Raw genomic sequence first — 12,937 nt, forward strand, 5'->3', positions numbered from 1 at the left:
ATGCGTGATCAAAGCACTTCGGCAAGGAAGTGCTTCAGACGCGGGCTTTTCGGCGTGTCGAAAATCGCGGCAGGCGTGCCGGCCTCGATGATGCGGCCTTCATCCATGAAGACGACCTGATCGGCGACCTTGCGGGCGAAGCCCATTTCATGCGTCACCACGACCATTGTCATGCCGCGCCGGCCGAGATCCGCCATGAGGTTGAGCACACCCTTCACCAGTTCTGGATCGAGTGCGCTCGTTACCTCATCGAACAAGATGACCTCCGGGTCCATCGCCAATGCACGAGCGATTGCCACACGCTGCTGCTGGCCACCGGAAAGGCTCCCTGGACGATGGTGTTTGCGGGTCGCAAGCCCGACGTCGGCAAGGCGCGCCTCGGCGATGCGCTCAGCTTCCTGTACAGGGAGCCCCTTTACCTTGGTCAGCGACAGCATGACGTTTTCGAGCGCGGTGTGGTCGGGAAACAGATTGAACTGCTGGAAAACCATGCCGACACGCCGGCGCAGTTTTTCAGGCTTCATCGCCAGGATGCTCGCACCATCGAGCAACACCTCACCGCCCTTGGGCTCGACCAGGCGGTTGAGGCAGCGCAGCAGGGTCGACTTGCCCGAACCTGATGGGCCGATCACGCATGTGACCGTGCCAGGCTTGACTGCCAGGCTGACGCCTTTGAGAACATCGAGGTCGCCATAGGCCATGTCGAGATCGGTGATGGCGAGACTGCCGCCCTTGAAGCGGGGCAGCGCTGAGCCGGCATCAGAGCCGGCCTCCGAAGGTGCACTGCCGGTGGCGCCCTCCAGTTCGCTCACTTCGGCCAGGCCGCTGATGACGAGGCCGGCCTTTTTCTTTCCGACCCGCAGCGAGTTGTCGATGTAGTTGACCACATGGGTCAACGGCACGGTGATGACGAGATAGAACACGCCGGCCAGAAGCAATGGCGAGAGGTTTCCGGTGACCACTGCCTGGTCCTGACCGACACGGAAGATCTCGCGCTCCGAGGCGAGCAGACCGAGGAAGTAGACAAGGCTTGAATCCTTGACGTTGCCGATGAACTGGTTGACGAGGGCCGGCAAGACGCGGCGGATGCCTTGCGGGATCACGATCAGGCGCATGCCTTGGCCGTAGCTCATGCTGAGCGCCCTGCAGGCCTCCATCTGCCCGCGCTCGACGCTCTGGATGCCCGAGCGGAATATTTCGCCGATATAGGCGCCGGCGATCAGGCTCAGCGCAAGAATGCCGAGCGGAAAGGGCGAAGGGCCGAAGATTTCACGGCCGATGCGGGCAAAGCCCTGGCCTATCAGCAGGATGGTGACGATCGCCGGCAGCCCACGGAATATATCCGTGTAGACCCGCGCCGGAATGCGCAGCCAGCGCGATTGCGAGATGCCCATGACCGCCAGGATCATGCCGAGGATGACACCCAGTACTGTCGACGCGGCGGCGAGGATCAAGGTGTTCTTCAATCCGATGGTGATCATGCTGGGCAGCACGTCCGCCATTGCGTGCCAGTCGAGGAAACTGCGCCGCAGGTTTTCGAGCCAGTTCATTCGCCCCCCTTTTGGTTGCGCTATTTACATCGTCCGCATCAAGGACGGAGGCGTAATCCGGCCGCCGGCATGAAAGCCAGCGGCCGGGTACGGTCTACTTCTTGGGAAGATACTGGTCGGGCATCGGCGAGCCGGGGAACCACTTTTCATAAAGCGTCTTCCAGGTGCCGTCCTGCATGGCCGCGTGAAGGGCGGTGTTCAGCGCATTGCGGAGCTTGTCGTTGCCCTTGCGCAGGACAAAGCCGGCCGGCGCGTCAAAGGAAGGAATATTGACCGCGATCTTCAGGTTCGGGTAGCGAAGGCCATAGTCCTTGGCGGCCTCGTAATCGAGGAAGTGGGCATCCACGGTTCCGTTGTTAAGCGCCGAAACGGCGGAGTTGTTGTCGGGGAATTTGACGAGATCGGTTCCGACAAAATTCTTCGCCGCGTAGATTTCCTGGAGCGTGCCTTGTACGACGCCGAGACGTTTGCCCTTGAGCCCGTCCGCCGCCGTGATTGCCTTGTCGGCGGTAAGCACGGAGAGATAGCCTGCGATATACCCGTCGGAAAAGTCGACGGTCTTTTTGCGTGCTTCCGTCGTGCCGATTGCCGCGACCGCGACATCGAAGCGCTCGTTTGCAACGGAAGGCATCAGCGCCGAGAATTCCTGGCCGGTGAAGATCACCTGGTCGGGCTTGAATCCAAGGCGGCTCGCGACGTTGCGGAACAATTCGATGTCGAAGCCGGTGAACGACCCATCGGCCTGGGTGAAAGCGTAGGGTTTGGCATCGCCCATGGTTCCGACGCTGATGACCTTCGCATCAATGAGGCCATAGGGATTGTCATCCGCGGCGGCCGCTCCTGAAACCAGCCCAGCGCCGACGCACATCGCCATAAGAGCCATTGCGCCGGTTCTGACCGGGCACATCAACGACTTGAGAATTTCTTTCCTGCTCATGTCTTTCTCACTCTGAAGGTCTGTTCTTCTTGGTATTTGCGTCGAGCCGCCATCTGGCGCCCCGACATGCCCTTGACGAGATTACGGTCCGTCACGCCTCTCGGCTCCACTCCTTCTAAAGAGACCGGTATCATATTGTATGAGACCGGTCTCTTTGATAATCGTTATCGCCTCATTGACCTCCCGTCAACAACTCTTGTAGTCGTCATCCAATGAAAAGAACCGCCCCCAAGACCCCGTCGATAACGGTCAGCGACGTCGCCCGTGCGGCCAATGTTTCGAAAGCGACAGCCGCGCGCGTGCTCGGCGGATACGGCGTCGTCAGCGACATGATCCGCGCGGAAGTCATGGCCGCGGCCAAGGCCTTGGACTATCGTGCGAACGAGCTCGCCCGCAGCATGACGACCGGCCGCTCCGGCATCATCGGCGTGGTTGTCGGCGACATCGAGAACCCGTTCTTCAGCCTCGCGGTACGCGGCATCAGCGACGCGGCAAAGGCAGCCGGGTTCAACGTCATCCTGGCCAATTCCGGCGAGAAGATCGAGGCGGAAAAGGCGGCCGTGAAACTGCTCATCGGCAAGCGCGTCGACGGGCTGATCGTCACGCCGTCGGAATCGCGCGACATCGCGCACCTGCGCGATATCCACCGCTCGGGCCGACCGCTTGCCCTGCTGGATAGGGCGCTGGCAGATCTGGACGTCGATACGGTCACGACCGACGATCGCGGCATCGCCATGCTGGCGACCCGCTTTCTAGCGGATGCCGGCCACCGCAACATTGCCTACGTAACCGCGGTCGACGCCGAAGGGCACGAGTACCGCGATCTCGGGCAGATCTACACCTCGTCGGTCCGTGAGCGCATCGACGGTTTCCTCACCGTGTGCCGAGAGGCCGGACTTGATCGGCCAGAACGCTATGTCCGCCTTGGCGCCACAAGCCCCACCGAAACGCGCAGGGTTGCCGGCGAGATGCTGTCGGCGCCGGATCGGCCGACGGCGATCCTCGCCTCCGACAGCGTCATTGCGCTAGAGATCTTCAAGGTGACCCGCGAGCGCGGCCTGCGGGTTCCCGACGACATTTCGCTCATCACTTTCCATGATGCGGACTGGACGAGCGTCACCACGCCGCCCATCACCGTTATCGACCAGCCCGTCTACGCGCTTGGCAAGAGCGTCGCGGAATTGCTCATCCGGCGATTGAAGGGAGATTCCCGCCCGGCGGAAAGGCTCGTTTTGCCGACCGCCATCATTGCACGCGGATCCGTTGGCCCGCCCTCGGATGGAAAGCCGCAAGTGCGCCAAGCATAGGCCTGACGGCGGTACGGCCCACATGAATACGTTAGAACAAGGTCGACGCACTCCGCTTTAAGAATGTACGTCGATCAACCCAGCAAGCACCCTGATCGCAATGCCGCGTCCACCGTCATCGGGACGGCACGTGCCGGCTCATGGTTTGAAGAGCGTGACGATGAGCGAGATGCCCGGCTACTTCTTGCGCCTGCCTGGCTTCAGGGCCGCCAGAAGACTGGTGATCCTGCCGGCGTTTCGGTTGCGGATCTCGGCCTCGTTCTTGCGGCGCACCGCGGCGCGGACAAGCCTGGCGCCGAGATAACGCAACGGCTCGGGCGGCAGCGACATGCGCCGCTCGATGCCGACCAGACCGCTTTCGCTCCAGCGATCCTTTCGCTCGAGCACCAGGCTCGCCAGAATGCGTCCGGCTATCGGCGTCTGCGCGATGCCGGTGCCGTTAAATCCCATGCCGTAGAAGATATTGGGATGATCGCGCAGGTGGTCGAAGACAGGAACGTGTTCAGGCACGCAGTCGATCGGCCCCGACCAGTCATATTCGATCGCCACACCGCGCAGCGAGGGGTAGACCCGATGCAGCTCTCGCATATTGTCGCGGCCGTGCTCCGGGCTGCGGTTGAAGCTGGCGCCGAAATTTCCACTGAAGGCGACGTTGCCGCTGCCACGACCGAAGACCACCCTGCCCCCGATGGTGCGCTGGTAGTAGAGCACCTGGGCCTGGGAATCGCATATCGAGGCACCGTCGCGCCAGCCGATGCTGTCGAGCAGTTCGGGGACGGCGGCAGTGGCAATCACCTCGCTGCCGACAACATAAAGATGCCGTCGCAGTTCCGGCAGCGCCGAAAGCCAGGCGTTGGCGGCAAGCACGATTTTGTCAGCCCGTACCGCGCCATGCGCCGTGCGCACCGTGCATGTCATGCCGGGTTCGATGGCGAGGACCGGGCTGCGCTCATGGATGATGACGCCGCGTGCCAGTGCCAGCTTGCGCAATCCGATGGCAAGTTTGGCGGGATGGACCGTGCCGGCAGTGGTCTCGACGACGCCGACATAGGAGGCCGATGAACCGGTGCGGCGTTGAATGTCCTCGGCCGTCAGCGGCCTGAAACGGTTTTCTCCAACAGCTGCCGTCAAGGCCACGGCGGTCTCCCAGGCGCCTTCCTGCGCAATGGAGCTTGCGGTCCACAGCCATCCATCCAGCCTCAGGTCCATGTCTATGGTGCCGTTTTGCTGCAGCGTCTTCAGCTCCGCGATCGATGCCACCGTGTCGGCGCACAGCAGGCGCGCTTCCTCGAGACCGACGACCGCACTGATCTGGTCGATTTCGGCGAACCATGAATGGACCTGACCGCCGTTGCGCCCCGAGGCCCCCGATCCGCACAGATCGGCTTCAAGGATCACCACCCGCGTTTGCGGCGCCAGTTCAAGGATCCGCAGCGCCGTCCACAGACCGGTATAGCCGCCACCGACGATCACCACGTCGGCGCGCTCGTCGCCTCGCAATGGCTCGGTCGCAGGGGCGGCGGCAATGTCCTGCAGCCAAAACGACCGGTCAGATGCAAGCGCGACCGCAGGCTGCCGCAAACGAATTGTAGTCACGCTTGGGCTCCCTGCGCATCGACAATGAAGCTGGCATATTTGGCTGGCAGCCAATCGGGCATCGGACGCGGTCTCTGGGGAAACCCGCCAAGATGGGTGCAGGTCTGCGCCGCCGCGATCGACGCCCTGTGCAATGCCTCCAGGGCGCCGAGGCCGCCGAAATGGAAGCCGGCGAGGAAAGTGGCAATGAAACTGTCGCCGGCGCCACACGTATCCACGACATCGACAAGCGTCGCCGGCGCATGCACGACATTCGTGCCATCGTCGAAGTAGGAGCCGCGTCGACCACAGGTCAAAACCACCTGCCTTGCGCCGGCCGCCCTGAGCGCGCCCAGCGATGGCTCGATGGGAACATCGACATCGTCCGGTCCGGACGCAAACAAAAGCGGGACACCGTCGAGCGGCAGCGCCATATGGGCGGTCGATAGATCGATGCTGAACGGCACATGGTCCGCCACCAATCGTTGAACAAGGTGCTTGTTGGCGTTGGTGCCGAGATGCACCCAGTCGGCCGCGGCGATGACCGCATAATGCGCGGGCGCCGGCATGTAGTTTTCGCCCACACCGAAGGATTCGTGCAGGAACTTCCGGTCGCCGGATTCATCGCGCAGCAAGGTGACGGCCGTATCGCCGGGACGCCGTTCGACGTCGTCCGGAGATAGGCCGGCACCTTGCAGTTCGGCAAGCACCACGTCGCCTTCGGGATCGTTCCCGACGGCGCCGAAATAGCGCGCGGACCAGCCGTTGCGCCGCCATTGCGCCGCGACATTCAAGGCATTGCCGCCCACCGTCATCAAGTTGTTGGTCAAATAGGCATCAAGGCAATTGTCCCCGACCGCGATAAGCTTCTTCGACCTCATGCCGGCACCGTTGCGCGATCGATATACGGCGCGATGGCGCCAAGGCAGCGTGTCCAGGCTTTTACCGGATCGAGCGCGTAGGAGCCGTTGCCGAACGGCTCGAAGGTGAACTTACCGGCATAGCCGAGGCGCGCGAGTTCGCTGACATAGTGGTCGAGCGGCAGCGTGCCCTCCCCCCACACCAGATGCCCGCCTGGCGTGCCGTCGACCAGATGAACATGCGCCAGCCGCGAGCCGAACAGGTCGACATAGCCGGCCACGGTGTCGCCGGCCGTGGCCATGGCGACAGTGTCGAGCACGACATCGACGTTGCCGGCGCCCACCTCATCCAGCATTTGGCGCAGGCCTGCCGCATTATTGACGAGGTTGCTCTCGAACCGCTGCAACGGCTCGAGCAGGCAGCGCACCCCGTTTGCGGCGGCGCGCCGGGCGATCTCGCCGATCGAACCGACCGCGCGGTCCCATGCCGGTTGCCGGGGTTCGCTCTCGTAGCCCCGGCCGGGCGTCAGGAAGAGATAGCGGGCGCCAAGCGCCGCGCAGATGTCGGCTGCACGGCAAAACCGCTCGATGCTGTCCTGGCGCAGTGCGGCGTCGCCTGAGGCGATGTTGATTGGATACAACACCTGCTCAGGCGTAAAGCACCAAGCCGACAGCTCGTTGTCGGCGAGTACCCGGCGAACGGATTCGACACGTGCGTCCGTGGCGTGGAACAGGTCCAGATGCTGGGCAATCCCCCACAGCTCGATCTCGAGCAGGCCAAAGCCTCGGATCGTCCTGGCGACCTCATCGAAGGGGAAGTGCTGGAAGCTGAAATTGGCTCCGATCAGCTGATGAGCAGCGAGCTGCGGCATGAAGGCTCCTTTCGGGAATTGTTATTTGCCGATGCCTTCGGCCAAGCCACGGATGAAGTAGCGTTGTGCGGCAAAGAACACGATCACGATAGGCAGCGCCGAGATCGTCATGGCCGCGAACACCACGGCATAGTTGGTCCCGTGGGTTGCCATGATCGACGTCAGTCCGACCGGCAGCGTCTGCACATCCGAGCCGCTCGTGAAGATCATGGCGAAGAGATATTCGTTCCAGGCGAACAGGACGTGCAGGATGACGCAGGAAATGATGATCGGCCGGCACAGCGGCAAGGTGATGCGCCAGAAGATCTGACCCTTGCTGGCGCCATCCATCGTCGCCGCCTCGTCGATGTCTTCAGGCAGATCCAGCATGTAGGCGCGGATGAGGAAGGTGGTGAACGGCACACGGAACGCCGTGTAGAGAATGATCAGCGCCCAGTAGGTGTTGTAGAGACCGAGCGCCTGCAACATCTTCACCAGTGGAATGATCGCCACGGTGGGGCTCAGCATCAAGCCGCCCAGAACGATGGCAATAACCAGCGGCTTTGCCGACATCTTGGTGCGGGTCAGGCCGAAGGCCGTCCAGGCGCTGATCAGGACGGTGCATATGGCCGAAGCGACGGTCACCAGCACCGAGACTGTCACGTAGCCACGCACGCCCTGGTTCCATGCCTGCATGTAATTGTTCCACGACCAATGGGTGGGCAGGGCGAAGGGATCGCCGAAGATCTGCGCATTGTCCTTGAAGCCGCTCAGCGCCATCCAGATCAGCGGATAGATGACGACGACACCAAGGCAGACCAGGAACGAATAGAGCAATGTCCTGGCGATGACCGACCACACATTCACGTTCCGGCTGCGACCGGCTGCGACCATCGCACTCATAGCTGCACCCGGCGGCGCTTGGTGTACCAGAGCTGTGCCGCACCTGTGAGCATGGTCAACATGAAGATGACGGCGGCGATCGCCGCGCCATAGCCGAAATTGTCCTCGATGAAGGCCTTCTGGTAGAGCCACGTGCCCAGCACCTGGCTGCTGTTGTTAGGCCCGCCTGCGGTCATCACCATAACCTCGTTGAACACCTGGAACGCGCCCGTGATGGTGACGATGATCATCAACCCCGTCATTTCCCGGGTGAGCGGAAAGGTGATGCTCCACAGGCGGCGAAGCGGACCCGCGCCGTCGATCGTTGCCGCATCGTAGAGGTCGCGCGGGATCTTCTGGATGGCAATGGCGAACAGCAGCGTCGAATAGCCAAAACCCTGCCATTGGCTCATGGCGATGATGGCATAGATGGCGGTGTGCTCATTGCCGAGCCAAGGCATGACGAGCTGGCTCAGTCCAACACGGCTGAGCGCGGCATCCAGCAAGCCGATCTGCGGCTGGTAGATGAAATAAAACAGCAGGCCGGTCACCGTGATCGAGATTGCCGACGGCACGAAATAGACGGCGCGCCACAGCCGGCGCCAGCTTTCGCTTTTCAGGTCCTCGATAATGGCCGCCAGCAGGAACGCGCCGAAGACCTGGAAGATGACGGAGATGAGAGCGTAGAGGCAGTTGTTCCACAGCGCCAGCAGCACGACCGGGTCATGCAGCAGCCGGTCGTAGTTGGCGAGGCCGACATTGGTGACCTCGCCGGTGTAGATGTCCTGGTCGGTGGTGCTGACGATGAAATTGTCGACGATCGGATAATACACGAACCAGCCGATGAGGATGAGCGCGATCGCCGCCCATCGCAATGACAACAGGTTGGCGAAGCGCGCCCGCCGGCTCTTTGGCCGTTGCGGCTTGGCGACGCCGATGTCGGCGCCGCTGTCCACTGTGTCCGAGGCCCTTGCCATTGGTATGCCTTATTTGGCCGCGGATGCGGCATTGCGCACCTCGTCCATCACTTGCTCGGGCGTCATCGAGCCGCCCGCCAGCGCCTGCAGGCTGGACAGCCAGACGGCGGCGACGCGCGGTGGGTTGGCCGTATCCAGCCAGGGCATGAGGTATGAGGCGGCGTTGATATCCTTGAGGCCATCGACCACAGCCGCGCTCATGTTCGATTCCGAGGCGCCGCCGATGGTGGCGCTCGGCTGGCCATAAGGTGGCGCAGACAAGACCTGCGCATTTTCCTTCGAGGTCACGAACTTCATGAAATCGATCGCCAGCGGGATGTTCTTCGATGCCGCATTGATCATGTAGCCCTCCGGCGCGCCCTCGATCGACCTGGCGTCACCCTTGGCGCCGGCGGGCACCGGCAGCCGGAAGAATCCGAAATCGGCGGGCTTTAACGCCGACTCCGGCGTGGCGGCCTGATCGAACTCGATGATCTCCTGGTAGTACATGGCCGACTGCGCGTTGGTGAAGGCCTGGAGAGCCGAGGCATAGGATGTGCCGTTGACGCCGGCGCCATCGGTGCAGCGCTCGACAAGCTGGCTGAACTGCTTGAGTGCTGCGATATAGCCTGGGTCGGTGTATTGGGCGGTGGCCGGATCGAAGTCGCGTTCCAGCGTTCCCTGCGGCACGTTGTAGGCGAGCAGCTGGCCTGCAAAGTGGATTGCCGGCCAGGCCTCCTTGTTGCCGAAGGAGATCGGTGTCACGCCGGATTTGCGGATGGCGTCGCAGCTGGTCAGCAATTCCTCGAAAGTGCCGGGTGCCTTGAGGCTGAGCTTGGCGAAGATCTGCTTGTTGTAACCCATGAACTTGGCATCCTGGTAAAGCGGAATGCCATAGAACTTGCCGTTGTATTGGAACGCCTTGACGGCGGCTGGAGACAGCGACTTGCCCCACTCGGTATCGGCAGCAATGACGGGCGTGAGATCAACGGCGCGATTGCCGCGCACGAAATTGCCACCCCAGCTGCCTGTCCAGGAGAAATAGATATCGGGCAGCGAGTTGGAAGCGACCAGCGTCTTGGTCTTGCCCTTCACGCTGTCGTCGCTCTCCTGGATAAGTTCGACCTTCACATCCGGATGGAGGTTCTCATAGGCCTGTGCCAGGTTGACGAAATAGGGCGACAGCTGTTGCAGCCCGAACTTCGTCAGGACCGAAAGCGTGCCGGTGTATTCCACCTTGGCGTTTGGGTCGGCCGTGACAGCCGGCGAAGCGGCGGAACTGCCGCTTATCGACAACCCCAATGATGATACCGCGGCCACCGTGACCGCCACGATTTGCAGCGAACGTTTCATGGATAGCTCCTTCAGAGGTGAGAGGGGATCAATATTCCACGCGTTTGTAGTAGCGACGGGTGGTCAGCGGGTGGTTGCGCAGCACCTCGAGATGGGCGCTCAGCCGCTCGAGCAAGGTGGCGAGCAGAACCGGCGAGATCATGCCGCGGACCTTTGCGGAGATGCCCGGCAACTTGACCGAGGCCGCGTCCAGCGTGCGAACGCGGTCCGTGTAGCGCTTGGCGAAGTTCTCGACCCGGTCGGCCAGGGGCCGAAGGGCATCTTCGCCCTTGAACACGAAAACGCTGACGCCCGGCTCGACCAACTCGAGCGTACCGTGGAAGAAGTCGGCGGCGTGCACCGGGCGGGTGCGAATCCACTGCATCTCTTCGAGGATGCACATGCCGTAATAGTGTGCCTCCGGCCACACCGAGCCGGCGCCGGTGAAGATGTGATAGGTATCGTCCTTGATTGTCTGGGCCAGTTCGGCCGCCCTGTCCTCAAAGGCAGCCTTGGCGTCGGCAAGCAGATCCGGCAGCAGTTTGAGTTCGGCGACAGTGCCATCAAAATCATCATATTCGCCGCGCTCTTCCAGCAGGGCAAGGACGATCAGCAGCGTCTGCAGGTAGAAGGATTCCGACGAGGTGTCGTCTTCGGCGAAGTTCGTGAAATTGTGGTCAGCCTCCCGTGCGATTGGCGTATCCGAATGGCCGGTGAGCGAAATCGTGCGCACACCACGTTTTTTCAGAAAGACCATGAGCTCGACGCCTTCCTTGGTCGTGCCCGACAAGGACGGGATGACCACCACGGCCTTGCTGTCGAGACCGGCGGGCGGATCGATCACGACCTGCGCCGGATAGGCACCGCTCACCGGGAAGGTGGAACAGCGCTGCGCCAACTCGATCGCGGGCAAGGTTAGAAGCTGCACGCCGCCGGTGCCCATGAAAAACAGCCGCTCGACGCCATCTGCCAGCAGTGTGCGCATCAGTGAGCGAACCTCACCTGCGACGGCGACGGCCCCGCTTTGGATCTTCACGAAGCGGTCCCTATCGAAGTTCAGCATGACGTTTTCCTTGTATTTCGCATGTTACAGGCCTCTAGCCCGCCTTAGGCGTCGGTGGGCCGTCTAGCTCGTTTTCCCGATGTGAGATCGATCTCACAAGCAATAATGGGCACGCAATTTCGCCAATGGCAAGTCCTTTAGACGAAGTTCTCCGAAATCGGGGGGTTTGCTCTTTAGCGCACAGCGCGCCGGGCAACCGATCCGCGTACGATCAAGCGGGTCTGAAATCGGGTACGGCGCGGTGCAACCTTTTTGCCGGCAAGCCGCTCCAGCAGGTATCTGGCGGCGAGCGGTCCGATCTCGGAGATGGGTTGCGCCACGACCGTTATCTGCGGATCGGTGAACGTGGCGAGGTTGAAGTCATCGAAGCCAACCACCGACACATCATGCGGAATCGAGAGCCCCATTGAACGCAGGCCAAGAAGCGCGCCTTGCGTCATGAGGCTGTCCACCGTGAACAGTGCGGTCGGGCGATTGCGCCGGCTGAACAGGCGGATCGTGGCTTCGATGGCGTGCTCGACGGTCGAGCGCGATACGCCGATGAGCGCTTCATCGATTGCGATCCCATGCGAGTGGAGCGAGTTTTGGTAGCCAGCCAAGCGTTCCTGTGCCGTAAAGATGCGTGACTCGTCGCGCAAAAGACCGATCCGGTGGTGACCGTTGCCAACCAGATAGTCCACTGCCTCGCGTGCCCCGCCCTCGTTGTCGACGACGACGCTGTCGCATTGCAGGTCCTTTACCACGCGGTCGATGAGCACGATCGGCGCGCCTTCGCGGGCCAGTTGCACAATATGCTGGCTGTCGGTTGCAGACGTTGGGGCAAGGATGAAGCCGCGAATGCTGAGCGAGCGAAGGCTCTCAAGCAGTTCTTTTTCCTGTTCTACATTCTCCTCGCTGCTGGCAATCAGAAGATTGTGGCGGTGCTTGCGCAGCTCCACCTCTATGTCGTGCGCGATTCGGGCGAAGAACGGATTCTGGATGTCGCCGGGCACGAAGCCTATAATCGGCAACTGTCCGCTGCGCAGCGCCTGCGCGACGAGGTTGGCCCGATAGCCCAGCCTTTCGGCTGCCGCAACCACGCGGAGCGCCGTCTCGTCGCCAACGTAACCGTAGCTGTTGAGCGCACGGGCGGCCGTGGCGCGCGACACCTTAGCCGCTGCGGCAACGTCCTTTAGTGTGATTCCTTTCTGGGTCACAGGTAACCGTCCTTCTTGGATCTGAACATTGCGTCAGATCATCCTCGGCTCGTCTTGCCGGCATCGTTGTGGGGCATATCGGACGATTCTCAAACTGCGAACATAGCTTTCGCAACTCCTTGCCACCTAATCGAGACACGCGCGCTGTTTGGCTATCTGGAAATTTGATCCACGAATGCACTTACATCTTGTGCAGTCAGTTAATTGCCTCGCACTGCCAGCATACGGCAATGAGTTCACGCTATGGTCTAGGCGCCCTCCCTGGTATCGGTCATAACACTGATGGAGACGACTAGCCTTGCGGCCAAACTCGTCCAGCGATTGCAGGTTGTGTGCGTCAAGTTCTGCAAAATGGGGCAGCCATGATGCTGGTCATGCGGCTTGGCGCAGAGCGAGCTTCTTGTGCTCGCGCAGGTCGTCCATGTTGA

The 12,937-nt window shown here is 61.8% G+C and carries 11 protein-coding genes; 1 reads left to right on the top strand and 10 read right to left on the bottom strand.

Translation table 11 applies throughout. The annotated features are described in order from the left end of the window. Window positions 1–8: 8 nt before the first annotated feature. Both NKJ76_RS23415 and NKJ76_RS23420 read right to left on the bottom strand, forming a co-directional pair. Window positions 9–1,550, bottom strand: coding sequence for an amino acid ABC transporter permease/ATP-binding protein (locus NKJ76_RS23415; RefSeq protein ID WP_352538452.1), 1,542 nt, complete (start codon window positions 1,548–1,550; stop codon window positions 9–11). Between the two features lie 94 nt (window positions 1,551–1,644). Continuing rightward, window positions 1,645–2,487 (bottom strand): ABC transporter substrate-binding protein, encoded by an 843-nt coding sequence (locus tag NKJ76_RS23420; protein ID WP_023738312.1) that lies wholly within the window; start codon window positions 2,485–2,487, stop codon window positions 1,645–1,647. 212 nt (window positions 2,488–2,699) lie between these two features. On the opposite strand from NKJ76_RS23420, the gene NKJ76_RS23425 reads away from it, so the two are divergent. Next, entirely contained in the window at window positions 2,700–3,794 is a 1,095-nt protein-coding gene (locus NKJ76_RS23425; protein ID WP_352538453.1) for a LacI family DNA-binding transcriptional regulator, read from the top strand. 177 nt (window positions 3,795–3,971) lie between these two features. On the opposite strand, the gene NKJ76_RS23430 is transcribed toward NKJ76_RS23425, so the two are convergent. From NKJ76_RS23430 to NKJ76_RS23465, 8 genes are all read right to left on the bottom strand, one after another. Continuing rightward, window positions 3,972–5,390, bottom strand: a complete 1,419-nt coding sequence (locus NKJ76_RS23430; protein ID WP_352538454.1) for an NAD(P)/FAD-dependent oxidoreductase — start codon at window positions 5,388–5,390, stop codon at window positions 3,972–3,974. Beyond that, on the bottom strand, window positions 5,387–6,250 hold the full coding sequence (locus NKJ76_RS23435; RefSeq protein WP_352538455.1) for a PfkB family carbohydrate kinase: 864 nt from the start codon (window positions 6,248–6,250) through the stop codon (window positions 5,387–5,389). Before NKJ76_RS23435 ends, NKJ76_RS23430 begins: the two co-directional genes overlap by 4 nt. Beyond that, a complete protein-coding gene (locus NKJ76_RS23440; protein ID WP_352538456.1) occupies window positions 6,247–7,101 on the bottom strand; it encodes a sugar phosphate isomerase/epimerase family protein in 855 nt (284 codons plus the stop codon). The genes NKJ76_RS23435 and NKJ76_RS23440 overlap by 4 nt, the downstream gene beginning before the upstream one ends. Before the next feature lie 21 nt (window positions 7,102–7,122). Continuing rightward, window positions 7,123–7,983 carry a carbohydrate ABC transporter permease gene (locus tag NKJ76_RS23445; RefSeq protein WP_352538457.1) on the bottom strand — a complete coding sequence of 287 codons (861 nt, stop codon included), beginning with the start codon at window positions 7,981–7,983 and terminating at the stop codon, window positions 7,123–7,125. After that, the gene (locus NKJ76_RS23450; RefSeq protein ID WP_352538458.1) at window positions 7,980–8,939 is read right to left on the bottom strand and encodes a carbohydrate ABC transporter permease; all 960 of its coding nucleotides are present in this window, start codon (window positions 8,937–8,939) and stop codon (window positions 7,980–7,982) included. Before NKJ76_RS23450 ends, NKJ76_RS23445 begins: the two co-directional genes overlap by 4 nt. A 9-nt stretch (window positions 8,940–8,948) precedes the next feature. Beyond that, window positions 8,949–10,271, bottom strand: coding sequence for an ABC transporter substrate-binding protein (locus NKJ76_RS23455; RefSeq protein WP_352538459.1), 1,323 nt, complete (start codon window positions 10,269–10,271; stop codon window positions 8,949–8,951). A gap of 28 nt (window positions 10,272–10,299) precedes the next feature. Next, window positions 10,300–11,313 carry an SIS domain-containing protein gene (locus NKJ76_RS23460; RefSeq protein ID WP_023738306.1) on the bottom strand — a complete coding sequence of 338 codons (1,014 nt, stop codon included), beginning with the start codon at window positions 11,311–11,313 and terminating at the stop codon, window positions 10,300–10,302. A gap of 173 nt (window positions 11,314–11,486) precedes the next feature. Further along, the gene (locus NKJ76_RS23465; protein ID WP_023724728.1) at window positions 11,487–12,509 is read right to left on the bottom strand and encodes a LacI family DNA-binding transcriptional regulator; all 1,023 of its coding nucleotides are present in this window, start codon (window positions 12,507–12,509) and stop codon (window positions 11,487–11,489) included. Between the last annotated feature and the right edge of the window lie 428 nt (window positions 12,510–12,937).

The organism is Mesorhizobium sp. M0029 (genome assembly GCF_040323735.1).
Lineage (GTDB): Bacteria > Pseudomonadota > Alphaproteobacteria > Rhizobiales > Rhizobiaceae > Mesorhizobium.

Coding starts and splice junctions, on each gene's coding strand:
- NKJ76_RS23415 (WP_352538452.1), bottom strand. CDS start 1,550: ATGAACTGGCTCGAAAACCTGCGGCGCAGTTTCCTCGACTGGCACGCA.
- NKJ76_RS23420 (WP_023738312.1), bottom strand. CDS start 2,487: ATGAGCAGGAAAGAAATTCTCAAGTCGTTGATGTGCCCGGTCAGAACC.
- NKJ76_RS23425 (WP_352538453.1), top strand. CDS start 2,700: ATGAAAAGAACCGCCCCCAAGACCCCGTCGATAACGGTCAGCGACGTC.
- NKJ76_RS23435 (WP_352538455.1), bottom strand. CDS start 6,250: ATGAGGTCGAAGAAGCTTATCGCGGTCGGGGACAATTGCCTTGATGCC.
- NKJ76_RS23440 (WP_352538456.1), bottom strand. CDS start 7,101: ATGCCGCAGCTCGCTGCTCATCAGCTGATCGGAGCCAATTTCAGCTTC.
- NKJ76_RS23445 (WP_352538457.1), bottom strand. CDS start 7,983: ATGAGTGCGATGGTCGCAGCCGGTCGCAGCCGGAACGTGAATGTGTGG.
- NKJ76_RS23450 (WP_352538458.1), bottom strand. CDS start 8,939: ATGGCAAGGGCCTCGGACACAGTGGACAGCGGCGCCGACATCGGCGTC.
- NKJ76_RS23455 (WP_352538459.1), bottom strand. CDS start 10,271: ATGAAACGTTCGCTGCAAATCGTGGCGGTCACGGTGGCCGCGGTATCA.
- NKJ76_RS23460 (WP_023738306.1), bottom strand. CDS start 11,313: ATGCTGAACTTCGATAGGGACCGCTTCGTGAAGATCCAAAGCGGGGCC.